The organism is Flavobacterium sp. LK-23, assembly GCF_058135255.1.
Window position 1 is genome coordinate 61,044 of sequence record NZ_JBYUVT010000005.1, and the last position, 25,622, is coordinate 86,665.

The window sequence follows — 25,622 nt, forward strand, 5'->3', positions numbered from 1 at the left end:
ATTTTTCACGCAGATTTTACAGATTTAGGCAGATTTAATTTTAAACCAGAGATAACTAATAATCTGCGATTATCTGCTTAAATCTGTAAAATCTGCGTGAAATAAAAATCTTTTTAATCCTTTAATCTGTGGCAAAAAAAAAACTATTTCAAACTCACTTTCTTCCCAGTTTCAGCAGCCTTATAAATGGCATTAATTATTCGAACGTCTTTAATTCCTTCTTCTCCAGTAATATGATTGGGGAGTTTTTGGTTTGCTAAAATCACTTTACAAATCTCATCCATTTGGGTTTGCTGTTGGTTTATAACTGGAAAATTAAATGGTTTTCCATCAGATCTTTTACCCACAAATGGGCCATAACTCACAGCAGGACTCATTTCAAAGAAACCTTCATCTGCCGCAGCGTAAAAACGATCAATTCCAAAACCACACGAACTGCTGCAATTGGCAACAGCACCACTCGGGAATTCCATTTGCCAAGTTATGTTTTCTTCAACTTGAGAAAACATATTTTTGTTATTGACATGTCCAAATTGTGCTGTAACAGCAATTGGGTCTTCGCCTAAAACATAACGCGAAACCTGAATGCAATAAATTCCTAAATTAATCAAACAACCGCCGCCGGCCCATTTTTTAGTCAGTCTCCATTCTTTGCGGGCGTTTAGATCAACAGGTTTATTTATGTCACGAACATCATAAGTACTATAACCCAGACCAGTTTCAATATAACGAACTTGTCCCATAACTTTTTCTTGTCCGAGACGTTTTATTTCTAAATGATTAGGTTCGTAATGCAAGCGATAACCCATTGCCAGTTGTACATTATTATCGTTACAAACTTTTATCATTTCTTCGCAATCTTCAGCAGTAATTGCCATCGGTTTTTCGACAATAACATGTTTTCCTGCCTTTGCAGCGCGAACAGTAAATTCTTTGTGAAGTGCATTTGGAGTTATAACGTACACCAAATCAATGTCTTTGTTTTTTATGATTGAATCGAAGTTTTCGTAATTATAGATGTTCTTTTCAGGAATGTTATATTTCTTTTTCCATGCCTCAGCTTTAGAAGGCGTTCCTGTGACAATTCCAGTAAGCTGGCAGTATTCAGAAACCTGAAGACCTTCAGCTAATAATGACGCATAGTTTCCTAAACCGCACAAGGCAATATTTAATTTTTTTCCGGTGTAGGGTTTGTGAACCTTTTCTGTTTCGATTATAAAAGAAGGAAGTGTAGTCATCACAACCGAAGCGCCAACACCAAGTCCAAATTTATTTACAAAAGAACGTCTCGTGATTTTTTCCATAAAAATGATTCTTTAAAAATTAAATACTACTTGTATTAGTAAGCTCATTTTGAGAAATGTTACATTTGTGTTTTAAAATAGATTTAACCGCAAAGAGAGCAAAGAATTACGCAAAGTTCACAAAGATTTTATTTCTCTCGCAGATTTGATTTTAAAATCTACATAAATATTTTCATCACAACAAAAATCTGCATTATCTGTGAAATCTGCGTGAGAAAATTTATAAGACAAAGATTTGAAAAAATAATTCGTGAATTCGTGGCGAAAAAAAACGCCAGAAAAACAAAATGGTTTTATATATTTGAAATCAGGATATTTTTTGCATTATTTGCAAAATAAAACCAGAACAACTGAATTAAATCAATTAATAATAGCAAAAACATATATGGCATTTTCAAGTTTATTCCGAAAAAAAACAGTGCAGGATATTCTGAAACAGGTTGCAAAAAATGAAGCAGATGGACATGGAGCATTAGGAAAGCACCTTACAACCAAAGATTTAACTGCTTTCGGAATTGCTGCAATTGTAGGTGCGGGGATTTTCAGCACCATCGGAAAAGCAAGTGCAGATGGAGGGCCAGCCGTAATATTTTTGTTCCTTTTTACTGCTCTTGCCTGTAGTTTTGCAGCTTTTGCTTATGCCGAATTTGCCTCAATGGTTCCCGTTTCTGGAAGTGCTTATACGTATTCGTATGTGGCTTTTGGAGAGCTAATCGCCTGGATTATCGGATGGGCTTTAATCATGGAATATGCCGTCGGAAACATAACCGTGGCCATATCGTGGAGTGATTATTTTACAGGACTTCTCCAGAGTGGCGGCATTCATTTACCGCAATGGATTCAGATGGATTACTTAACCGCTTCAAACGGATATAATGATGCCGAAGCTTTAATGCGCGGCGGAAAATCATTCGAAAATTTAAGCACAGCTTTACAGCAAGCGCATACAGCTTGGACAACGGCGCCTACGTTAGGGTCATTTCATTTTGTTACCGATATTCCAGCTTTATTCATTATTATTTTGATTACTGCTTTGGTTTACAGAGGAATGAAAGAATCTCGTAATGCGAGTAATTTAATGGTGGTTGTAAAACTTTGTGTAGTTCTTTTAGTGATCGCTGTCGGTGTATTTTATGTAGATACAGCAAACTGGGATCCTTTTGCACCAAATGGAGTTGGAGGGGTTTTAAAAGGAGTATCTGCAGTTTTCTTTGCTTATATTGGTTTTGATGCTATTTCGACAACGGCAGAAGAATGTAAAAATCCGCAGCGTGATTTACCACGCGGAATGATGTGGGCAATTATTATTTGCACCATTCTTTATATTGCAATTGCCTTGGTTTTAACCGGAATGGTAAAATATCACGAATTAAATGTTGGAGATCCTTTAGCATTTGTTTTCGATAAATTAGATTTAAAATGGATGTCTGGAATTATTGCCGTAAGTGCAGTTGTGGCAATGGCGAGTGTTTTATTGGTTTTCCAAATGGGACAGCCTCGTATTTGGATGAGTATGAGTCGCGACGGGTTATTGCCAAAGAAATTCTCAACGGTTCACCCAAAATTCAAAACGCCTTCTTTTGCCACTATTGTAACAGGTTTTGTGGTTGCAATTCCGGCTTTGTTTTTGAATCTGACAATGGTAACTGATTTATGCAGTATCGGGACTTTATTTGCCTTTGTATTAGTTTGTGCTGGAGTTTTGGTTTTGCAAAACAAACCTGAAATTCCAAGAGGAAAATTCAAAACGCCTTATATTAATTCAAAATTTATTCTGCCAGTTTTAATGATTGCTGGATTGTATTATGCTTTTGCTTTCAACAGCAAAGCAACAATGGCTTTTATCAATAACGATCCGCAGATTTACGATGCAACTTCAATCGTAACCTCTTTAGATAAATCAGAATCAGAGCAGGTTTTCAAATATTTAGAAAGCATTGAAGCAAACAATAAAACCGCTGAAACATCAGATTTAGAGCATTTATTGGGACAATATCAAGACGACGAAGCTAAATATGCTGAAGTTGTAAAAGGATTGCCAATTGCAGATTCTGCTAAATATGAGTCAGGTTTCAGTTTATTCAAACACAAAATCCCAATGTGGATATTCCTATTCGTTTTGGTTGGATTAGCTGTTTGGGCTTTCAGAAAAAATCTGTCTTTAATTCCACTTTTAGGATTAATCTGCTGTCTGTATATGATGGCCGAATTAAGCGTTTGGAACTGGATTTATTTTACAATCTGGCTAATAATCGGATTACTGATATATTTTACATACAGTAGAAAAAACAGTAAGCTGAATACTGAAAATATAGGATAAAAGTAAAATTATATACTACAAAAAGCCGTTCTGAGTACTTCAGAACGGCTTTTTGCATTCTTAATATTTTATAGAAATATTCTTATGTTTTAAGAGTGCTTTTCCTTAAGTTTGTTTTCAGTAAAATTTTAAATTTAATTAGTAATACATGGGTTTTCTCGATAAAATATTGGGCAAAAAAGAAGCTGCAATACAATCTAATACTGATTTCTGGAATTGGTTTTTAAAAAATGAAAAAGAGTTCTTTGCAATAGTTAAAAACAGACAAAACATACACCAAGGTTTTTTTGAAAAATTGGCTCCAAAACTGGATGAAATTCACAACGGGATTTATTTTCTAACGGGAATGTTAGATGATATTACAGTAGAATTAATCTTAACGCCAGACGGAGCAGTTAGAAATATATATGCAATTGAAGAATTGGTAAATGCAGCTCCTCAAATTAAAGGTTGGAAAATTACGGCATTAAAACCAGCATCAGACATTCAGGATATTGGTATTGATTATGAAGGATTCCAATTTAATAAGGACAATCTAAAATTTTATCCAAACATTCATGACGGATATCCAGATGAAATTGACTTAACGGTTATTTACGATGATTTTGTAGAAGGAAAAAAACAAGTTATAACCAACGGTGTTTATATTTTCTTAGACAATTATTTAGGAGAACTGCATTCTGTTACTTTGATTGATAACATGAAAATAGACGGTCCAAATAGTATTTCAGAAGAATTAATTCCGATCGAAAAATTAAAAGATTATTTGATCTGGAGAGAAAAAGAATTTGTAGAAAAATACGAAGGCACAAGACATAATACAGAAAATGATAACTATTCAGGTTTTGAAGCAACTGCAAAAGATGGAAGTGGCATTATCGGATTAATGAACACAGATCTTTTGCAATGGGATAAAAAAGCATCTCATCCGTGGGTATTTATTATTACCATTCTTTTTGATGGAAGCAATAATAACGGAATGCCAGATAAAGAAACTTATGAGTTATTAAACGAAATAGAAGATGAAGTTGTAGTAGACCTTAAAGACCTGGAAGGTTATTTAAATGTAGGAAGGGAAACACTGGCAAACAGGAAGGAAATCTTTTTTGCCTGCAAAGATTTTAGAAAGCCAACAAAAGTGGCAGATGAATTAATTAAAACACACGCTGGTTCATTCGAAATAAGTTACGAAATCTACAAAGATAAATACTGGCAAACGTTTAGACATTATGAGCCAAGATAAAGTACAAAAAGCCGTTTTGAGACTATTCAAAACGGCTTTTTTTTCGATAAAAAAATCCGCTTAGAGAAAATCTCCAGCGGATTCAAACAATCTAATAAAAAATGTGCAAATTTATTTATAGAGTAATGTTTGCCTTTATTGCGAGTAATTTTCTCGCGCAGATTTTGCAGATTAACAGCTCCTTTTTATAACCCTATTAATAAATCGGCATAATCAGCCAAATCTGCGAGAGAAAAGTTTTAACGTATCTCTGCGAAAACCTCTTTGTTGGTCTTTGCAGAATTTAAAATCCCAAGCTCAACCATACAAGCTTTCATCATTTCGTAAGTACGTTGAATATCATTATCCAATCCAATAGAAAAGCGAATCAAACCATCTGTTAATCCCATTTCTTTCTGCTCTTCTAACGGAATTTCACTAGAAGTCGAAGTTCCCGGTGCGCTGAATAACGTTTTATAAAAACCTAAACTTACTGCTAAATACCCAAGGTTTCGTTCCTGCATCAATTCCATTAATTCATTGGCTTTTTCCAAAGTTCCAACATCAATCGTTAGCATTCCGCCAAAACCATATTCGGGATTAATCATCGTTTTGTACAATTCATGACTCGGGTGACTTTTCAATCCCGGATAAACCGTTTTTAAACCGTCTTTTTCAAACTGATCCGCCAAATAATGTGCATTATGACTATGCTGTTTAATTCTAATATGAAGTGTTCTCAAATTTTTCATCACACTTGCAGAACGCAAACTATCCATTGTTGGCCCTAAAAGCATACTTGCGCCAGAATTTACATTCTTCAACGAATTAATAAATTCTTTAGACGCACAAGTAACACCGCCAACGGTATCACTGCTTCCGTTAATGTATTTCGTCAAACTATGAATTACAATATCGGCGCCCAATTTTGCAGGAGAAACCGATAATGGCGAAAATGTATTGTCAACCACCAATTTCAAATTGTGCTTTTTGGCAATTTTAGCCAATCCAGCAATATCAGCAACTTCCAGAAGTGGATTACTAACCGTTTCGCAATACAAAACTTTGGTTTTCAATGTAATTGCAGCTTCTACAACATCCAGTTTTGTAATGTCAACAAAGCTTGTTTCAATCCCGAATCTTGGTGTAAAGTTTTTTAAGAAAGCATAAGTGCCGCCATAAATAGTTCGGCTCGAAACGATGTGATCGCCTGCACCGCATAATTGCAATAGAGTAGGCGTAATAGCTCCCATTCCCGAAGCCGAAACATTTGCTGTTTCCGTTCCTTCCATCGCTGCCAAAGCCTGATCCAAATACAAATTACTTGGCGATGAATGGCGCGAATACAAGTAACAGCCTTCCATGTTTCCCTCGAAAGTATCAAACATAGTTTTAGCCGAAAGAAAAGTATAAGTAGAAGAATCAGAAATCGACGGATTCACACCGCCAAATTCCCCAAAATATTGCAAATCCTGAATTTTATCTGCTGGGTTGAAGTTTTTCATTTTTAGTTAATTTCAAGTTTTTATTTGTTTGCTTCGCCCGTTCGGCTTTCAGCCTTGGGTCAAGTTTCAAGTTTCAAGTTGTTTGAGCCTTATGTTGATTTTTAGAAGCTATTTCCTGCTATCCGCTATATCTTTTGTGCCGAACCCCGGCACAAAAGGATGCCGCTTCTATCAGGGCTAGGACTCTCGTTTTCAAAAGAAATTCCATCCAAAATAAGATCTAATAAGAAAATTAATCAACCATGAAATGAATAATTAGATTTTAAAACTATAAAAAGTATTTTTTAATGATTTTTAATCTAAATTTGAATTAATAAAACCCAATCAATAGATTTTCTTTCATCTTCTAAAAACAAACAAAAATGACTTTAGACGCTACAGATAAAAAACTTCTGGTTTTGCTTCAAACCGACAGTAAAAAAACAACCAAAGAATTATCCTTAAAACTGGATCTTTCTGTTACAGCGGTATATGAAAGAATTAAAAAATTAGAACGCGAAGGAGTAATTAAAAACTACGTCGCCTTAGTCGATAAATCCAAAATTGAGAAAGGGTTTGTAGTTTTCTGTCACCTAAAACTCATTCAGCACACCAAAGAATTCCTAACCAAATTCGAAAGCGAAGTCATCAAACTCAATGAAGTTTTAGAATGCCATCACGTAAGCGGCGATTACGATTATATTTTGAAAGTTCTAGTGAAAGATATGGAAGCCTACAGGGAATTTTTGGTTACAAAACTCACAAGTTTACAGCATATTGGAAGCACCCAAAGTATGTTTATGATTAGTGAAGTGAAGAACTCAACGGTAATTTCGTTCTAAGATACTAAGATTCTAAGGTTTTTTATAATCTCGCAAAGACGCAGAGTCGCAAAGTTTTTTATTGAATTGCCTCCAGCTTTAGCTGGAGGTTTTATATTAAGAATAGAGGAGGGCTTTAGCCAAACTGATACAGATTTGGCTAAAGCCCTTTCATTTTGGCAATATTTCTCATCCAGCTAAAGCTGGACGCTATTCAATCTTAACTCAAAAACTTTGCAACTCTGCGTCTTTGCGAGATTAAAAAAAAACAAAACTTTGCGAACCTTTGCGTAATTCTTAGCGCTCTTTGCGGTAAAACTAATCCCAAAATTTCACACAAAAAACATTGAAAATTAAACCTCAAACAGAACTTTATTGCTTAATTTTGTAACCGCTAAAATAAAAACAAAATACTATGAGTTCATTTGACGTAGTCATTATAGGTTCAGGTCCTGGAGGATATGTATCAGCAATTCGTTGCGCACAATTAGGTTTCAAAACTGCAATTGTAGAAAAATATAATTCATTAGGCGGAACTTGCCTTAACGTAGGTTGTATTCCTTCAAAAGCATTATTATCTTCTTCTCATCATTATGCTGAAATTGCTCATTTCGCAGATCACGGAATCGAAGTTTCTGGAGATGTAAAAATCAATTTAGAGAAAATGATCGCGCGCAAACAAGCCGTTGTAGATCAAACTGTAGGTGGTATCAACTACTTAATGGATAAAAATAAAATAACTGTTTTCAATGGTTTAGGTTCTTTCGTAGACGCAACTCACATTGCAGTTGCAAAAGCTGACGGAACATCAGAAACTATCGAAGCAAAATATACTGTAATTGCTACAGGATCAAAACCATCTTCTTTACCATTCATCAAAATTGATAAAGAAAGAATTATTACTTCTACTGAAGCTTTAGCTTTAAAAGAAGTTCCAAAACACTTAGTTATTATTGGTGGTGGAGTTATCGGAATCGAGCTTGGACAAGTTTACCTTCGTTTAGGAGCCCAGGTTTCTGTAGTTGAATTTATGGACAGAATTATTCCTGGAATGGACGGAGCTCTTTCTAAAGAATTGACTAAAGTGTTGAAAAAACAAGGAATGAAATTCTACGTTTCTCACAAAGTAAAATCAGTAGAAAGAAACGGCGATGCTGTTGTAGTTCAAGCTGAAAATGCAAAAGGAGAAACGATTACTCTTGAAGGAGATTATTCATTAGTTTCTGTTGGTCGTCGTCCTTACACAGACGGATTAAACGCTGACAAAGCTGGAGTGAAAATTTCAGACAGAGGACAAGTTGAAGTAAACGATCATTTACAAACTAGTGTTCCAAATATCTACGCAATTGGTGACGTTGTTCGTGGAGCAATGTTAGCGCACAAAGCGGAAGAAGAAGGAGTAATGGTTGCTGAAATTTTAGCAGGTCAAAAACCACATATCGATTACAACTTAATTCCGGGTGTAGTTTACACTTGGCCAGAGGTTGCTGCAGTTGGACAAACTGAAGAGCAATTGAAAGCGGCTGGAATTGCTTATAAATCTGGAAGTTTCCCATTCAAAGCTTTAGGACGTGCAAGAGCAAGTGCTGACTTAGACGGATTCGTAAAAATCTTGGCTGATGAGAAAACAGATGAGGTTTTAGGAGTTCACATGATTGGAGCTCGTACAGCAGATTTAATTGCTGAAGCGGTTACGGCAATGGAATTCAAAGCTTCTGCTGAAGATATTTCTAGAATGAGCCATGCACACCCAACTTTCGCGGAAGCGGTAAAAGAAGCAGCTTTGGCAGCTACAGAAAATAGAGCGTTACACGTATAATTTTTACGTTAATCATAAAAGAAAAACCGTCAGTTCCAAATGGATTCTGACGGTTTTTTTATTCTTTTATTAATTTGAAAGTATAATAGGTTTCTTTGTTTTTGGAGTAAACGCTGTAAATGTTTTCTTCTTCATCATAAATTTTGTATCGATATTTATCGCCCTTTACACTTAGGTTTTCTCTTGACAAATTATTGCTTTCAATAAACTCAAGTTCAAATTCGCAATTGCCTCTTTTTCTATACAACAACTTCGAGAAAGTATTATCGCCGAATTTTTCTATCCAAAGATTTCCATTTATAGTTACCTCGACTTTTTTTCCTCTTTCTTCCCAGTAGTGAAATTTTTTGCTTTCGTCAAAAGTATTGCATTGTTCCTTAGATACATGACCTATAGGCTTTTCGTTTTGCATTCCCCAGTCATTTTGTATAGAATCTTTAGGGAAAAGCGCATTAAATTCGTTACAGTTTTTTTGAAGGCGATAAATCATTTTTTCAAAAGCTTTTCGCTGTGCGATAGTATCTTTAAATTTTGCCAAAAAAGGTATGACATGAGATTTATTAATGCTATGCAGTCTTATTTCATTATTTAAAATTTTGTTTTCAGCCAATGACTGGCATATTTCGTTATTTAAAGAATCTATTGTTTGTATAGTTTGAGATTGGCTAGTAAGAGAAAATAAAATAAAAAATAGTAATAGATGGATTCTCATTTTTGAGTTATTATTGTGTGTCAAATTTAATGGTTTGTAACTCAAGTTGTAAAAACTTTATCGAAATTTTCAAAATCCCTTATTTTTTTGCTGCTTAAAAATATAAACTTGAAGAAAAATTTTGTAAATTAGATGTGTATTTCAGGTGTTATCTTTATGATTATTAAAAAGATAGTATTATGAAAAGTAAATATATCGCTCCGATTCTAATTGGAGCAGGAATTGGAATCGCATTGTACTCTTGTGGAAGCGGAATTCCAAAAAATGCACAGGCTGTAACAAACTTTGACAGCAATAAATATCTCGGAAAATGGTACGAAATTGCCAGATTAGATTACAAATGGGAGAGGGATTTGGATAACGTAACTGCCGAATATTCTTTAAACGAAGATAAAACTATAAAAGTCGATAATAAGGGCTATAATGTCAAAAAAGACAAATGGGAACAAAGTGTCGGGAAAGCTAGATTTGTCAAAAAAGACAATATTGGTATGCTGAAAGTCTCATTTTTTGGTCCTTTTTATTCTGGTTACAACGTCGTAGCAATCGATCCAGATTATAAATACGCGCTTGTGGCTGGAGAAAGTTTAAAATACATGTGGATACTTTCTAGAGAAAAAACAATTCCAGAAAGTGTAAAAGCAGATTATCTTATTAAAGCTCAGGAAATTGGATATAACGTAACCGATTTGGTTTGGGTAAAACAGGATAAAGCGAATTAAACAAAAGCCCATCAGGTATAAACTTGACGGGCTTTTTGTTTTTGGTCGAAAAATGATTTAGGCAGTAAAAACACTTTTATAATTATCCCAGTATCTGTAAATCAAAAATAAATTTCCTATAAATAGAAGCACTGCAATTGGCAGACCATCTGGAGTTAAAAAATAATTGATAAACAAAATATTTACCGTAATTGGTAAGATCAAGATGTTTGCTAAAGTTACGTAACGCCCAGTTACAAATGCAATTCCACAAAGTAATTCAATAGATTTTGCCAGTGGCATTAAATACGTCGAAGCCATTAAACCGACATTAAATGCTTTGAAGTTTCCTGTAGTTTCAGGCTCTGGCATTAGATGGAAAAAATAACTGATAGAGGCAAAAAGTAGCAAAAGGCCAATTAAAACGCGGACAATAATAGTGGCAATTTTCATAATACTTAGGATTTTTTAAGGTTAAAAAATATAATTAAGTTATTGGAAAAGATGCAATCTAAAAGCTCAAATGAGAATCGCAAATTATTTTTTTTGAGGTTCTATTTTAAGGATTTTGCAATTAAATTAATGCTGTTTTAGGATTATTCTAATTGTATATCAAATATAACGAATTTTTTCTTATAAAAAGAATGTATTTTTAACAGTTTTACAGTGTAATTCAAATCATTTCATTATTTTTTTTGCTTTCCGCTCATGAAAGAATTTTGTCGTAATTTTGACCTTTAAAATTACCATTTTTGAGAGTTTCCATCCGTAAAAATATTGCCAATCCGAAACTGTTTAAAGAACAGATTTTAAGTTGGGCGCAGCAATTTCGCGAAGTCGTTTTTTTAGACAGCAATTCTTATCCGCAGCAGTATTCTAATTTTGACTGCATATTGGCAGTAGATGCTTTTACTTCTTTAAAAACAGATTATTACAATGCTTTTGAAGATCTAAAACAATATCAGCAAAATACAAAAGACTGGCTTTTTGGATACCTTTCTTATGATTTAAAGAATGGTATTGAAAATCTTCAATCCAATAATTTTGATGGTTTGAACTTTCCCGACTTGTTTTTCTTTCAGCCTAAAAAAGTTTATATTCTGAAAGAAAATGAACTTGAAATTCAATATTTAATGCTTTGCGATGATGAGGTAGAAGAGGATTTTGAGGAAATAATAAAAGTTCAGACCGAAACATTTGTCACACTGAGCGGAGTCGAAGTGAAGCAACGTATTTCTAAAGAATTATATGTTCAGAAAGTAAATAAAATGCTGGAACATATTCATGTTGGTGATATGTACGAAGCCAATTTCTGTATGGAATTTTATGCTGAAAATGCCGTTATAAATCCGTTAGAAAAATTTCAGAAGTTGAATGAGATTTCACAAGCTCCTTTTTCAGTTTTCTTTAAAAATTACAAACACTATTTGCTTTCTGCTTCACCAGAACGCTACTTGAAAAAAGAAGGAGATAAGATCATTTCTCAACCCATAAAAGGAACTTCTAAGCGTTTTGCAGATCCAATTGAAGACGAAAAATCAAAGAGTGTTTTAGTTTCAGATGCCAAAGAGCGGGCTGAAAATATCATGATAACCGATTTAGTGCGAAATGATTTGTCGCATACCTCGCAAAAGGGTTCCGTTGAAGTCGAGGAGCTTTGCGGAATTTATTCGTTTTTGCAAGTGCATCAGATGATTTCTACGATCACTTCCAAATTAGATCCGCAATATTCGGCAGTAGATGTTTTGAAGACGACTTTCCCGATGGGAAGTATGACGGGCGCTCCAAAGATTTCGGTGATGGAAATTGTCGAAAATCTTGAAGAAACCAAAAGAGGATTGTATAGTGGGGCGGTTGGTTATTTTACACCTGAAGGCGATTTTGATTTTAATGTCGTAATTAGAAGTATTTTTTACAATGAGGAAAATAAATATGTTTCTTTCTCGGTTGGAAGCGCTATAACATCGCTTTCAATTCCAGAAAAAGAATATGAAGAATGTTTGCTAAAGGCAAAAGCAATGCACGAAGTTTTGCAATAATTTTTTTTCGCCACAGATTAAAGGATTAAAAATGATTTTTTCTTTCACGCAGATTTTGCAGATTTAGGCAGACTTAATTTTGAAAATTAGATAAATAAAATCTGTGAAAATCTTTTAATCTGTGGCAAAAAAAATATCTGCTCAATCTGCGTCAAAAATAATTCGTGAATTGCTTCGCCTGTTCGCTGTCGCTCGAGTCGTGGCAGAAAAAAACAACGCTTAACATTTCGTTTAAAAATAGATCAAATTTAATTCTTTACTTTTATCAGATGTTTTCAAAATTTCAAAATCATATCGTTTCAAGATTTCCTTTTTTAGCCGAAAAAAAGCTTTTTCTGGCTGTAAGCGGCGGATTAGACAGTATGGTTTTGTTACACTTGTTAAATAAACTGCCTTATGAAATTGCAGTTTTGCATTGCAATTTTCAACTTCGCGGACTGGAAAGTTTTGGAGATCAGGAATTTATTAAGAACTATTGCGGTCAAAATAATATCCCGATTTTTACCACTCATTTTGATACTGAAGCTTTCGCTAAAGATTATAAATTATCAACCCAAGTTGCAGCAAGAGAACTTCGTTACAGCTGGTTTTATGAACTTTTGGAAGAAGAAAACTTCGATTATATCCTGACAGCACATCATGCCGATGATAATCTAGAAACTTTTATTATTAACCTAACTCGCGGAACAGGTTTAGAAGGTTTAACTGGAATTCCAGAACAAAACGATAAAATCATTCGTCCGCTTTTGCCTTTTTCCAGAGAAGAAATTCTGAGATATGCAGAGGAGAATAAAATAGAATGGCGAGAAGACAGCAGTAATGCTTCAACAAAATATCTCAGAAATAAGATTCGTCATAATTTAGTTCCGGTTTTAAAAGAGATCAATCCTAATTTTCTAGATGCTTTTCAGAAGACCCAGTCCTTTCTTCAAGAATCAAAAGAAATGGTTGAAGATGCATCGATTATGGTGTATCAGCAGGTGGCAAAAGAAGCGGGAGACGATATTCATTTTGATTTAAATCAGTTAAAAAAACTTCCAAATTATAAAGCGTATCTCTACCAATGGCTAAATGAATTTGGTTTTTCTGCCTGGAATGATATTTATGATTTGGTTGAAGGGCAATCAGGGAAACAAGTTCTTTCGGAGGAATTTAGATTGCTAAAAAACAGAGAAACACTTATTTTAAGTCCGTTTTCTGAAATGCCAGAAAACGAAGAATATGAAATTAGTGAAAACGATACAGAAGTTAATTTTCCCTTAAAAATGAGTCTTTGTAACGTAGATCACACAACATTCGGTTCAAATAAGGTTATATTTGTCGATTCCAATAAAATCCGTTTCCCATTAGTTTTGCGTAAATGGAAAGAAGGAGATGTTTTTCAGCCTTTCGGAATGAGAGGAAAATCTAAAAAAGTGAGCAAGCTTTTTAAAGACGAAAAATTATCATTGATCGAAAAAGAAAAAACTTGGATTTTATGTTCTGAAAATGAAATAGTCTGGGTTGTTGGAATAAGACAAGACGAGCGTTTTAAAATAGAGAAAACCACAAATCAAATACTAAAAATAGAATTACAATAATGAACTTTACTCGAAATCTTCAGACAAATTTGTCAAAAAATGTTTGGACTAAAACCATTTTACTTTTCGTATTTTTCTTTGCTTTTGCAAAAGGTAATGCGCAAATATTGGAGCCGGTAAAATGGACTTCTAAAATTGAGAAAAAAGGAAACAATGCCGTTTTGATTTTTGATGGAACAATCGAAAAAGACTGGCATATGTATTCGCAGTTTACTCCAGACGGCGGACCTTTGGCTTTAGAAATAACTTTTAAAAATCAAAAAGGAAACTACGAATTAGTTGGAAAAGCAAAAGAAGGTAAAACTAGAACAGCTTTTAACGATGTTTTTGGCGTAGATGAAACTTTTTTTGAAGGAAAAGCACACATTGAGCAGGAAATAAAAATCATAAACCCGAATTTAAAAACGGTTGATGTAGATTTTGATTTTCAGGTTTGTAAAGAAGTTTGCATCAATTCGAGTAAGAAATTCTCGATTGCTGTTCCTTCAACTTTCAAAATGGATGAAGTTCCAGTTGTGTCAGAAGTTAAAGCTGATGAAACAAAAGTAGTGGGACTAGCAATTGATACCGTTAAAAAAGAAGAAGCTACACAGCCAAAAGTGGAGAAAATAGCTGAAGCTGAAAAAGAAGAAATTCCTGCACCAGCGCCTTCAAGAAGTTTGTGGTCTATCTTTTTTATTGCCTTTTTATCAGGATTTGCAGCATTGTTAACTCCTTGTGTTTTCCCAATGATCCCGATGACGGTAAGTTTCTTTACAAAACAAAGTAAAAGCCGTGCAAAAGGAATTAGAAATGCAATTATCTACGGATTATCAATCATTGCTATTTACGTAATTTTAGGTCTTATTGTAACTAAAATATTTGGTGCTGATGCCTTAAATGCTTTGTCTACAGATGTTTGGTTTAACTTGATTTTCTTTGTAATCTTAGTTGTTTTTGCTACTTCATTTTTGGGTGCTTTCGAAATCATGCTTCCAAATTCATGGGCAAATAAAGCAGATCAGCAAGCAGATAAAGGCGGTTTAATCGGAATATTATTCATGGCTTTGGCTTTGGCGATTGTATCATTTTCTTGTACAGGGCCGATTGTTGGAACTTTATTGGTTGAAGCAGCTTCAAATGGAGGAATTGCACCAATTGTCGGAATGCTTGGATTCTCTTTAGCATTAGCGCTTCCGTTTATGTTATTTGCGATGTTCCCAGGATGGTTAAATTCTTTGCCAAAATCTGGTGGATGGTTAAATACTGTAAAAGTAGTTTTAGGGTTTTTAGAATTGGCTTTGGCATTCAAATTTTTATCAAATGCCGATTTAGTTTTACAATTGCATTTCTTAGAAAGAGAAGTGTTTATTGCGATCTGGATTGCTATTTTTGGAGCAATGACATTATATTTATTTGGAAAAATTACCTTGCCTCACGATAGTCCAACGAATCATATTTCTGTTGGAAGATTGTATTTAGGATTACTGACATTTGTTTTTACCATGTATTTAATTCCTGGGCTTTGGGGAGCACCTTTAAAATTAATCAGCGCATTCCCGCCACCGCCGCAATATAGCGAAAGTCCGTTTGGAGTTGGAGGTTCAGGAAACGGAGCAGTTTCTTCAGAATCTATTAAAGGGCTTCCAGAGGGAGCTGAATTGGGTCCACACGGAATTATGGTTTTCCATGATTATGAAGATGGTTTGGCTTATGCAAAAGAAATCAATAAGCCAATTATGCTTGATTTTACAGGCTATGCTTGTGTAAATTGCAGAAAAATGGAAAATAATGTTTGGTCAGAACCAGCAATTTTACCAATTCTTAAAAATGATGTGGTTTTAATTTCTCTTTACGTTGACGATAAACGTGAACTGCCAAAAGAAGAGCAATTTACAACTGCATCAGGAGATAAAATTATTACTGTTGGCGATAAATGGACCGATTTTATGATCTCAAAATATAAAACGAATACACAGCCTTTATATGTTATTACCGATTTGGAAGGAAAGAATATGAATACTTCTAAACCAACAATAAGTTATGTAAGCGCAGATGAATATTTAAATTGGTTGAAAGAAGGAATTTCGAATTTTAAGTAATTAAAGAGAAAAGAGAATAGAATATAGAGAATAGAGTAAAGAGATTAGAACTGAGAGAAGTCAAAAACCTATATTCTATGATCTATATTCTAAAATCTACAATCTACAATCTGCAATCTACAATCTAAAATATAAAAGGTATTTAATTCAAAAACAAAAAGCACTCTAAGTCAAATTTAGAGTGCTTTTTTATTTATCAAGTAATGTGAGAAGGGAATTTATTCTTATAAGAATTCTCCGTGTTGAGAGATGTCTAATCCTAGTTCTTCTTTTTCTTCAGTAACTCTTAGAGGAGTAATTTTATTTACGATGAAGAATAAAGCATAAGAAGCTACAAAAGCAAAGATTGAAACAATAACTAAAGCAGTCAATTGATTGATGAATAAAGTTGGAGTTCCGAAGATTAAACCTTGATTATCTCCAACCGCAGGGTTGATTGCTTTTGATGCGAAAACACCAGTTAAAAGCATTCCTACCATACCACCAACACCGTGACAAGCAAATACATCTAGAGCATCGTCGATTTTTCCTTTAGGGAATTTGCTTACTACGATGTTACTTACAATTGCAGAGAATAATCCGATGAAGATTGCGTGAGGGATGCTAACAAATCCAGCAGCAGGTGTAATAGCAACTAAACCTACAACAGCTCCGATACAAGCTCCAAGAGCAGATAATTTGTGTCCTAAAATTTTATCAAGGAAAACCCAAGCCATTGCAGCAGCGGCAGCAGCAACAGTAGTTGTTCCTAGAGCTTGAGCAGCAAGACCATTAGCTCCTAAAGCAGATCCAGCGTTGAAACCAAACCATCCAAACCAAAGTAAACCTGTTCCTAATAATACATAAGTAATTCTAGCAGGATTAACTTTTTGCACTTTTCTTTTTCCTAAGAACATAGCTCCAGCCAATGCAGCCCATCCAGCACTCATGTGTACTACAGTTCCTCCAGCGAAGTCAAGAACTCCCATTTTGAAGAAAACTCCATCAGGATGCCAAGTCATGTGAGCAAGTGGAGCATATATTAATAATATAAATAAAACCATGAATAGCAAATAAGCCCAGAAACGTACACGTTCTGCAAAAGCACCTGTAATTAATGCAGGAGTAATGATAGCGAATTTTGCCTGAAATAATGCGAATAATATAAATGGAATCGTTGGTGCAAGGCTCCATGCTGTATTAGTTCCAACTCCAGCAAAGAACAAATTCTCAGACGGGTTTCCGATAATTCCTCCAATTGTTGGTCCGAAAGCCAATCCAAAAGCAACAACTGTCCATAGAATAGTAACAATTACCATTGCCATAAAACTTTGAAGCATAGTACTGATTACGTTTTTCTTACCTACCATACCTCCGTAGAAAAATCCTAATCCAGGTGTCATTAACAATACAAAAGCAGTTGCAACGATCATCCAGGCAGTATCTCCAGTATCAAATTTTACAGCTTCTGCAGGAATTGGGTTGTCTGCAATAATAAAGTTTGAAATAAAGGTTAGTACCAAAATCGTGATAAGAATCACACTTAAAATAATTTTTCGCATAGTTATTTAGTTTTAAATTTTTTATAAAAGTATAAAATGATTTGATACCCCCTAAAAAAATAGGGTTGTATGCTTTATTTTTGTTAAATTTAAAATTTAACCCCTTTCATTTTGCGTGAATTTCTTAAAACAAACTTAAAATTTACAATTTGGCAACATTTTTTTTTCACTTACCATCATTTTTGATAATTTTTGGGGTAATTGATTGCTATTTTTTGTAGGATAATAGATATTTGTTGTTTAAAAAACGTCTGTTGGATGCTGTAATGGATATTTTTTAATCTTTTTAACAATTTTGATGATTATAATATAAGGATGGGAAATAGAAGTATTAAATGGGGAATAGTAGGATTAGGAAACATTGCAAACCAATTTGCATCAGATTTAGTATTGATAGAAAATGCTGAGCTTAAGGCAGTTGCTTCAAGAGATTTAGCTAAAGCGGAGGAATTTGGAGGAAAATTTAATGCTCTAAGAATGTACAATTCTTATGATTTACTTTTTGAAGATTCAGAAGTTGAAATCGTCTACATTGCAACTCCTCATAATTCACACGCCGAATTATCTATAAAAGCTTTAGAAAGTGGTAAACATGTGCTTTGCGAAAAGCCAATGTCTTTATCTTTTAAAGACACGCAAAGAATAATAGATGCTTCTAAAAAATACAATAGGTTTTTTATGGAAGCATTCTGGACAAGATTTATTCCCTCCGTTCAAGATGTTCTTGAGAAAATAGGCAAGGGAATAATTGGAGACATAAATTACATAAAAGCCGATTTTGCCTTTCACGGAAGTGAAACAGAAAATAAAAGACTCTTTGATAAAGAACTAGGAGGAGGAGCTTTATTTGATATTGGAGTTTACCCTTTGTTTCTGTCTTATATACTGTTAGGATATCCAAAAGAGATTGCTGCTAAAGCGATCAAACATAAAAATGATATTGATCTACAGACTTCGATGGTTTTACAATACGAAACAGCTCAATCGGTTTTGCATGCTTCTATAGTTTCTGAATCTGATATGAAAGCCGTTATTTCAGGAACAAAAGGTCGAATAGAATTAAACGCTCCGTGGTTTGTTGCCGATGGCTATTCTTTATATATAAATGAAGAAAAAGAAGCCACATTTACTTTACCAGCTTTAGGAAAAGGATATTCTCATGAAATAATCGAATGTCAAAATTGTATTCTCAATAATGAAATTGAGAGCAAACTTTGGTCGCATCAGAATAGTTTGGATTTGAGTGTAATTGTGGAAGATATTAAAAATCAAATCGGATTAAGTTTTTCTTAATCCGATTTTTTATTATTACTTAATTTCTATCTAGCTTTCCCAAGTGATATTGTCAAGAACATTATTTTTGTCAGTATTTACTACAATTAGTTCATCTGTAATTTCCCTATCAATAGTATAATCAAATACTGCGCTTACATCTCCTTTATGGGGATATAAACCTACTCTTACTAATTTTAATTTTTTAAGCAATTGCTTTTCAGGATCAACGGTTTTATTGTCGAAATCAATAAATTTTGATAATACATTTTTATCTAATTCTTCAACATGATATTCTAGGTAATCTTTAACTGTAGTGTCCCCCGAGTTATCATAATCTTTTTCAATTTTAATTTCATTTTCAAGATTATACTTATCAATATTAGAAATAAAATTATTAATTATACTTGTTGTATCAAGGTCTATAGTATTTTCGGAGAAATTTAGGTCTATTTTAACTTCTTCAGAATTTAATTCAATACTTATATCATAATATTCTTCAAGATTATTAATATCAATTTCTCCAAAGTGGATAAATGAAAAATTTTTCATTGCAATGTTGTTTAAATTTTAAAAAAGTAATAAAATATTTACAAAAATAATGTTTTTTTCTACATAATTAAATACTTTTACTTTTTATAAGAATTTATTTATGTTAGTAAAAGTTTACGGAAGTGCCGTTTTTGGAGTTGAAGCCACAACGATTACAGTTGAGGTTCATATGGATAAAGGAATTGGTTATCATTTAGTTGGACTTCCAGATAATGCTATAAAAGAAAGCAGTTTTAGAATTGCGGCTGCTTTAAAGAATAACGGATTTAGTTTTCCGGGAAAGAAAATTACGGTCAATATGGCGCCTGCTGATCTTCGAAAAGAAGGTTCTTCATACGATTTGACATTGGCAATGGGAATTTTGGTTGGCTCAGACCAGATAAAAGCGCCAGAAATTGAACGCTATATTATTATGGGTGAACTTTCTCTAGATGGAAGTTTACAGCCTATTCGCGGAGCGTTACCCATTGCAATCAAAGCCAAAGAGGAAGGTTATAAAGGCTTTTTTCTCCCAATTCAGAATGTAAAAGAAGCAGCTATTGTAGCAGGCTTAGATGTCTATGGAGTTGAAAATCTAAAAGAAATAATTGATTTCTTCGCAGGAAAAGGAACACTCGAACCCACAGTTATAGATACAAGAGCGGAATTTTATAAAACACTCGATTTTCCTGAACATGATTTTTCAGATGTCCGCGGACAAGAAAGCATTAAACGCTGTATGGAAATTGCAGCGGCTGGTGGACATAACATCATTTTGATTGGCCCGCCAGGAGCAGGAAAAACGATGCTGGCCAAACGTGTTCCGAGTATTTTACCGCCAATGACTTTGCGTGAAGCATTGGAAACTACCAAAATTCATAGTGTTGCGGGAAAATTAAAAGAAGTCGGATTGATGAATCAGAGACCTTTTAGAAGTCCGCATCATACGATTTCTAATGTCGCTTTGGTTGGAGGCGGAAGTTACCCGCAGCCAGGAGAAATATCGATGGCTCATAATGGTGTTTTATTTTTGGATGAATTGCCAGAATTCAAAAGAGATGTTTTAGAAGTGATGCGCCAGCCGTTAGAAGATCGTGAGGTAACAATTTCGCGCGCAAAATTTACTATAACCTATCCGTCATCTTTTATGCTAGTGGCAAGTATGAATCCAAGTCCGAGCGGATTCTTTAATGATCCAAGTATGCCCAATACTTCTTCACCGCACGAAATGCAACGTTATATGAGTAAGATTTCTGGGCCATTATTAGATAGAATTGATATTCATATAGAAGTTACTCCAGTTCCGTTTGAGAAATTATCAGATGAGCGAAAATCTGAAAGCAGTGTAGAAATTCGCAAACGAGTTACAGCAGCGAGAGAAATTCAAACGAAACGATTTGAAACGGTAGAAAATGTTCATTACAATGCGCAAATGAGCAGTAAATTGATTCGTGAATATTGTGTTTTAGATGAAGCTTCAAAAGAATTACTGAAAACAGCCATGGAAAGATTGAACTTATCTGCTAGAGCTTACGACCGAATTTTGAAAGTTTCGAGAACCATTGCCGATTTAGATCATTCAGAAAATATTGTTTCATCGCATATTGCCGAAGCAATTCAATATAGAAGTTTGGATAGAGAAGGGTGGCTAGGGTAAAAAAAATGGACTTCATTTCTATCAAACACTTTAGATCTTAAAAAAGAATTGCCCTATTCGAATGTTTAAAATGATTGTTTTATTTAGAAATTAATAAAAAAAGCAGTATAAAATTTGTAATCTGATAAATATCATGTAAAACCGAAAAATTTTCTTATAAGTTTGAAATAAAAATAAGGGAATGTTATGATAAAGATTTTAAATTATTTATTGCCACCTCGTAAATGGGTACCCTTTGTTATAATGGCAATTGGAATAGGGACAGGCTTGTTTGCCTACTTACTGTATGTCTCAAATGCGGTGTCCTATCTTTCAGACGATCCAAAAACATGTGTTAACTGCCACGTAATGACTCCTTTTTACGCAACATGGCAACATAGTTCGCATGCACGGGTTACAACTTGTAATGATTGCCATGTACCACACAATAATGCACTAAACAAATACTTCTTTAAAGCAAAAGACGGAATCTATCATGCTACAATTTTTACATTGCGAGCAGAGCCTCAAGTAATACATATTAAAGAGGCGGGAACAGATGTAGTACAAAAAAATTGCCAGCGTTGTCATGGTGATCTTAACTCCAATGTTAGCACGCTGGGAGTTACACTTGAAACTAAACAGCATGGAGAAGGAAAATTATGCTGGGATTGTCATAGAGAAGTACCGCATGGAAAAGTTAACAGTTTATCATCTGTGCCCAATGCTCAGGTTCCACTGTTGGAATCGTCTGTTCCAGCATGGCTTCAAAAGCAGACCGATAGTATTGCTGCAAAAAAAGAAAATACAAATCAAACCAAATAAAATAAAAATAGATATAATTAAAAAGATATAATTATGGCACCACTAAAAGAAATTATAAAAAACAAACCGTGGTTAGGATGGGTCATGTTTGGCATTACAATGCTGGTTGTGTTTATGCTAGGCTTATTGGTTAACAGTGTAATGGAGAGACGTACAGAAGCCTTGTTTGTAAATAAGGTATTAGCACCTGTAGGAGAATTTGAATCAAAAAATGAAGTATGGGGAGCTAATTATCCTCGTGAGTTTCAAACTTATTATGAAACATCCGATACTACTTTTGTTAGTAAATACGGTGGTAGTAAGATGAGAGATATGCTTCATGATGATCCAAGAATGGTAATATTATGGGCAGGTTATGCTTTTGCTAAAGATTACAATCAAGGAAGAGGGCACTTCTATGCTTTAGAAGATATTTACAATACCTTAAGAACGGGAGCGCCAAAAAGTCCTCAAGATGGTCCACAGCCATCAAGCTGCTGGGTTTGTAAGTCTCCGGATGTTCCTCGTATGATGGACAAATTAGGCATAGATGAATTTTACAAACAAACCTGGGCATCTTTGGTGCCTGAAATTGTGAACCCTATTGGTTGTGCAGATTGTCATGATTCTAAAACAATGAATCTAAAAATTACACGTCCTGCTTTAATAGAGGCTTATAAAGAGCAAGGAAAAGATATTACCAAAGCAACACATAATGAAATGCGTTCGCTTGTTTGTGCACAATGCCACGTAGAATACTATTTTGATAAGAAAACAGTAGAAGGAGCGGCACGAGTGAAATTTCCTTGGAAAAATGGTATGACCGTAGAGGATATGGAGAAATATTATGATGATATAGAATTCTCAGATTTTACGCATGCATTAAGTAAAGCACCAATTATTAAGGCTCAGCACCCAGATTATGAAATTCATCAAATGGGTATTCATGGACAAAGAGATGTTTCTTGTGCAGATTGTCACATGCCGTATAAAAGCGAAGGAGGACAAAAGTTTACCGATCACAAAATTCAATCGCCACTTAATAATGTAGCCAATTCTTGTCAGGTTTGTCACCGTGAAGAAGAGAAAAAACTGGTTGCCAATGTAAATGAGCGTCAAGATAAGATTCAGCAAATACGTATTGAACTTGAAAATCAATTGGTAAAAGCACATTTAGAAGCAAAATTAGCATGGGATAAAGGAGCAACTGATGCGCAAATGAAAGGTGCGCTTAAATTAATTCGTCAGGCACAGTGGCGTTGGGATTTTACAGCGGCATCTCACGGAGGATCGTTCCACGCACCACTTGAAACTGCACGTGTAATCACAAATGGATTAAACAAAGCGGCTGAAGCAAGAATTGATTTGAGTAAAGTATTGGCATCATTAGGACAAACTACTCCGGTACAATATCCTGATATTTCAACTAAAGAAAAAGCACAGAAATTCATTGGTTTGGATATAGCCAAAGAAAAAGCTAATAAAGCTGAATTTAAAAAAACAGTTTTACCAAAATGGCTTGAAGAAGCAAAGAAAAAATAAACATAGCTAAACTATAGTAAATAATCTTGAAAAGGGTTCGAACAAATTTTGAATGATTTGTGAGAACCCCTTTTCAGATTATATCTTTCAAATTCGAAACAAGAATGGGAATATTTAATTTAGAAAAAAATAAACTTCATAAAAAGAAGCTTTGGCATTACCCCTGGGATTATAAAGAATCTTTTATCATTGCCATAGGACTACTGATTACAGGATATTTATTGCAGATTGCAACAAGAACCAACATTAAAGCAGTAAGTGCTCCTGTAAATTATATAATTGGAGGGGTTTTTATTGCAATGTTGCTTTTGCTTCATTTTACCAGTAGATCACATCCGTGGGTAAAATGGTTAAGATCTGTTCCTGCATCGGTTAGTGCGATTGCTTTGGTTTTAATCCAGGCAGTTATAATGGGAACGCTTCCACAGCAAAATTTTGTTGAAGGATTAGAACCTGACGCATTTGGATTTTCATTTGTTTTAAACAGCTGGCCTTTTTTAATAGCACAATTGTATTTTCTTACTACACTTGGTCTTGCAACGCTTAACAGAATGACGCCTTGGCAATGGAAAAATTGGGGATTTGTATTGAATCATCTAGGTCTTTTTATTGCAATGATCGCAGGAATTTTAGGAAGCGGAGATTTACAACGCTACACCATGAAATTGTATGAAAATCAATTGGTATGGGGAGCAGAAACCGAAAAGGGAGTTATGATACCAATGCCGTTAGCCTTTGAGCTTACTAGTTTTGATATGGAAACTTTTGCACCAAAATTGGCATTTGCAGACATAAAAAATAATAATATTGAAACCAAAGGAGTTAATGCTCTTAGAATGATTGCTAAAGGTGATAGCTATGATTATAAAGGCTATAAAATTAAAGTGGTTGATTATATAGAAAATAGCAAATTTACAGGCAATGGCTATTTTCATGTCAATGAAGAAGGAGCGACGCCATCTGCTTTAATCGAAGTTAAATCGGCTGTTATAGATACTACCGCATGGATTAGCTGCGGAAGTTTTGCAACGCAATATTCTTATTTGCAACTGAATGATAAAGAAGCAATTGTAATGTTGCAGCCCGAAGCAAAAAAATACAGTTCTCATGTAAATGTGTTTGTAAAAGACGGCAAGAACGACAAAACGGTAATTGAAGTTAATAAACCTTATAAGGTTGACGGATGGAAAGTGTATCAGCTGAGTTATGATGAAAAATACGGAAAATGGTCTAAGCTGAGCGTTATAGAATTGGTCAGAGATCCTTGGCTTTCGGTTGTTTACTCTGGAATTTTCATGATGATCATTGGCGCTGTTTATTTGATATTTAAAGGAAGAGGAACTGTGGTTTAACCCCAAAGTTATTCCTTAAAATGAATGTTGATATTTAAATAAAGATTTTAAATGAATTACTGGATCTATTTTTCTAATTACGCCATAGCAGCAATTGTTTGCTGGTTGGTGTGTATACTTTTTCAAGTACTAAAAGGTACTCGTGATAAATCATTTCTCATGTTGTTCTTTGCAACACTGGGAACTTTATCTATGGCCGTATTTACCTTTAATTTATGGCAGAATTTAGGCCGTCCGCCCATGCGTACACTGGGCGAAACCAGACTTTGGTACGCGCTTTTCCTGCCTGTAATTGGAATAATCACCTATTTAAGATGGAAATATAAATGGCTCTTGAATTACAGTTTGGCAATGGCCGCGATGTTTTTAGTTATTAATTACTGCAATCCAGATACTTATAATAAGGCTTTAATGCCTGCCTTGCAGAGTATATGGTTTGTGCCTCATGTTTTAGTTTACATCTTTTCGTATGCTTTACTTGCAGCATCTTCAATTGTGGCTTGTTATGGACTATTCGAATATTATAGAGGAAATTACAAAGACACCATATTGCAGTTGGCTAATAATTTAGTGTATGTTGGATTTGGTTTTCTTTCGTTGGGTTTATTGTTTGGCGCATTATGGGCAAAAGAGGCGTGGGGACATTACTGGACTTGGGATCCTAAAGAAACTTGGGCAATGCTGACTTGGCTAGGGTATTTAATTTATATACACATGCGTTACCGATATCCAAACAGTATAAAACCAGTTTTAATATCCTTAGCGCTGGCATTTGTTGTATTACTGCTTTGCTGGTTTGGGGTAAATTATATGCCGTCTGCAGCACAAAGCGTGCATACCTATTCTAATACCTAAAAAGAA

Annotated in this window: 20 protein-coding genes; 14 read left to right on the forward strand and 6 right to left on the reverse strand. The window is 34.4% G+C overall.

The annotated features are described in order from the left end of the window. Positions 1 to 143: 143 nt before the first annotated feature. The gene (locus AC3Y25_RS09575) at positions 144 to 1,304 is read right to left on the reverse strand and encodes a Gfo/Idh/MocA family protein (RefSeq protein ID WP_489902586.1); all 1,161 of its coding nucleotides are present in this window, start codon (positions 1,302 to 1,304) and stop codon (positions 144 to 146) included. Between the two features lie 385 nt (positions 1,305 to 1,689). On the opposite strand from AC3Y25_RS09575, the gene AC3Y25_RS09580 reads away from it, so the two are divergent. Both AC3Y25_RS09580 and AC3Y25_RS09585 read left to right on the forward strand, forming a co-directional pair. Beyond that, positions 1,690 to 3,624: an amino acid permease gene (locus AC3Y25_RS09580; RefSeq protein ID WP_095931867.1), complete on the forward strand. Its 1,935-nt coding sequence runs from the start codon at positions 1,690 to 1,692 to the stop codon at positions 3,622 to 3,624. Positions 3,625 to 3,772: 148 nt separating this feature from the next. Further along, the gene (locus AC3Y25_RS09585) at positions 3,773 to 4,867 is read left to right on the forward strand and encodes a DUF695 domain-containing protein (RefSeq protein ID WP_489902587.1); all 1,095 of its coding nucleotides are present in this window, start codon (positions 3,773 to 3,775) and stop codon (positions 4,865 to 4,867) included. A 239-nt stretch (positions 4,868 to 5,106) separates the two neighbouring features. Here the strand turns inward: AC3Y25_RS09585 and AC3Y25_RS09590 are convergent, their stop codons facing one another. Beyond that, entirely contained in the window at positions 5,107 to 6,351 is a 1,245-nt protein-coding gene (locus tag AC3Y25_RS09590; protein WP_489902588.1) for an aminotransferase class I/II-fold pyridoxal phosphate-dependent enzyme, read from the reverse strand. Positions 6,352 to 6,713: 362 nt separating this feature from the next. On the opposite strand from AC3Y25_RS09590, the gene AC3Y25_RS09595 reads away from it, so the two are divergent. Further along, positions 6,714 to 7,172 (forward strand): Lrp/AsnC family transcriptional regulator, encoded by a 459-nt coding sequence (locus AC3Y25_RS09595; protein ID WP_095931859.1) that lies wholly within the window; start codon positions 6,714 to 6,716, stop codon positions 7,170 to 7,172. A 394-nt stretch (positions 7,173 to 7,566) separates the two neighbouring features. Beyond that, positions 7,567 to 8,970, forward strand: coding sequence for a dihydrolipoyl dehydrogenase (gene lpdA, locus AC3Y25_RS09600; protein ID WP_489902589.1), 1,404 nt, complete (start codon positions 7,567 to 7,569; stop codon positions 8,968 to 8,970). A gap of 58 nt (positions 8,971 to 9,028) precedes the next feature. Here lpdA and AC3Y25_RS09605 read toward each other — a convergent pair whose 3' ends face one another. After that, entirely contained in the window at positions 9,029 to 9,682 is a 654-nt protein-coding gene (locus AC3Y25_RS09605; RefSeq protein WP_489902590.1) for a hypothetical protein, read from the reverse strand. Positions 9,683 to 9,861: 179 nt separating this feature from the next. Between AC3Y25_RS09605 and AC3Y25_RS09610 the strand changes: the two genes are divergently transcribed. After that, the gene (locus tag AC3Y25_RS09610; protein WP_379797346.1) at positions 9,862 to 10,404 is read left to right on the forward strand and encodes a lipocalin family protein; all 543 of its coding nucleotides are present in this window, start codon (positions 9,862 to 9,864) and stop codon (positions 10,402 to 10,404) included. Between the two features lie 57 nt (positions 10,405 to 10,461). On the opposite strand, the gene AC3Y25_RS09615 is transcribed toward AC3Y25_RS09610, so the two are convergent. Further along, the gene (locus AC3Y25_RS09615; protein WP_095931855.1) at positions 10,462 to 10,836 is read right to left on the reverse strand and encodes a DoxX family membrane protein; all 375 of its coding nucleotides are present in this window, start codon (positions 10,834 to 10,836) and stop codon (positions 10,462 to 10,464) included. A gap of 299 nt (positions 10,837 to 11,135) precedes the next feature. Between AC3Y25_RS09615 and AC3Y25_RS09620 the strand changes: the two genes are divergently transcribed. The 3 genes from AC3Y25_RS09620 (at position 11,136) to AC3Y25_RS09630 (ending at position 16,083) form a co-directional block, all read left to right on the forward strand. Continuing rightward, positions 11,136 to 12,422, forward strand: coding sequence for an anthranilate synthase component I family protein (locus tag AC3Y25_RS09620; protein WP_489902591.1), 1,287 nt, complete (start codon positions 11,136 to 11,138; stop codon positions 12,420 to 12,422). 269 nt (positions 12,423 to 12,691) lie between these two features. Beyond that, positions 12,692 to 14,002 (forward strand): tRNA lysidine(34) synthetase TilS, encoded by a 1,311-nt coding sequence (gene tilS, locus AC3Y25_RS09625; RefSeq protein WP_489902592.1) that lies wholly within the window; start codon positions 12,692 to 12,694, stop codon positions 14,000 to 14,002. Continuing rightward, a complete protein-coding gene (locus AC3Y25_RS09630; protein WP_489902593.1) occupies positions 14,002 to 16,083 on the forward strand; it encodes a protein-disulfide reductase DsbD family protein in 2,082 nt (693 codons plus the stop codon). Before tilS ends, AC3Y25_RS09630 begins: the two co-directional genes overlap by 1 nt. 224 nt (positions 16,084 to 16,307) lie before the next feature. Here AC3Y25_RS09630 and AC3Y25_RS09635 read toward each other — a convergent pair whose 3' ends face one another. Continuing rightward, the gene (locus AC3Y25_RS09635; RefSeq protein WP_095931329.1) at positions 16,308 to 17,624 is read right to left on the reverse strand and encodes an ammonium transporter; all 1,317 of its coding nucleotides are present in this window, start codon (positions 17,622 to 17,624) and stop codon (positions 16,308 to 16,310) included. Positions 17,625 to 17,939: 315 nt separating this feature from the next. Between AC3Y25_RS09635 and AC3Y25_RS09640 the strand changes: the two genes are divergently transcribed. Next, the gene (locus tag AC3Y25_RS09640; RefSeq protein ID WP_489902594.1) at positions 17,940 to 18,917 is read left to right on the forward strand and encodes a Gfo/Idh/MocA family protein; all 978 of its coding nucleotides are present in this window, start codon (positions 17,940 to 17,942) and stop codon (positions 18,915 to 18,917) included. A 30-nt stretch (positions 18,918 to 18,947) separates the two neighbouring features. Here AC3Y25_RS09640 and AC3Y25_RS09645 read toward each other — a convergent pair whose 3' ends face one another. Beyond that, entirely contained in the window at positions 18,948 to 19,448 is a 501-nt protein-coding gene (locus AC3Y25_RS09645) for a DUF2004 domain-containing protein (protein WP_489902595.1), read from the reverse strand. Positions 19,449 to 19,548: 100 nt separating this feature from the next. On the opposite strand from AC3Y25_RS09645, the gene AC3Y25_RS09650 reads away from it, so the two are divergent. From AC3Y25_RS09650 to AC3Y25_RS09670, 5 genes are all read left to right on the forward strand, one after another. After that, a complete protein-coding gene (locus tag AC3Y25_RS09650) occupies positions 19,549 to 21,084 on the forward strand; it encodes a YifB family Mg chelatase-like AAA ATPase (protein WP_489902596.1) in 1,536 nt (511 codons plus the stop codon). A 186-nt stretch (positions 21,085 to 21,270) separates the two neighbouring features. Continuing rightward, the gene (nrfH, locus tag AC3Y25_RS09655; RefSeq protein WP_489902597.1) at positions 21,271 to 21,888 is read left to right on the forward strand and encodes a cytochrome c nitrite reductase small subunit; all 618 of its coding nucleotides are present in this window, start codon (positions 21,271 to 21,273) and stop codon (positions 21,886 to 21,888) included. A 54-nt stretch (positions 21,889 to 21,942) separates the two neighbouring features. After that, on the forward strand, positions 21,943 to 23,409 hold the full coding sequence (gene nrfA / locus AC3Y25_RS09660; RefSeq protein ID WP_489902794.1) for an ammonia-forming cytochrome c nitrite reductase: 1,467 nt from the start codon (positions 21,943 to 21,945) through the stop codon (positions 23,407 to 23,409). A 104-nt stretch (positions 23,410 to 23,513) separates the two neighbouring features. Continuing rightward, a complete protein-coding gene (locus AC3Y25_RS09665; protein WP_489902598.1) occupies positions 23,514 to 24,761 on the forward strand; it encodes a cytochrome c biogenesis ResB family protein in 1,248 nt (415 codons plus the stop codon). Between the two features lie 51 nt (positions 24,762 to 24,812). Beyond that, complete coding sequence (locus AC3Y25_RS09670; RefSeq protein WP_489902599.1) at positions 24,813 to 25,616, forward strand: cytochrome c biogenesis protein; 804 nt, start codon at positions 24,813 to 24,815, stop codon at positions 25,614 to 25,616. Positions 25,617 to 25,622 lie beyond the last annotated feature (6 nt).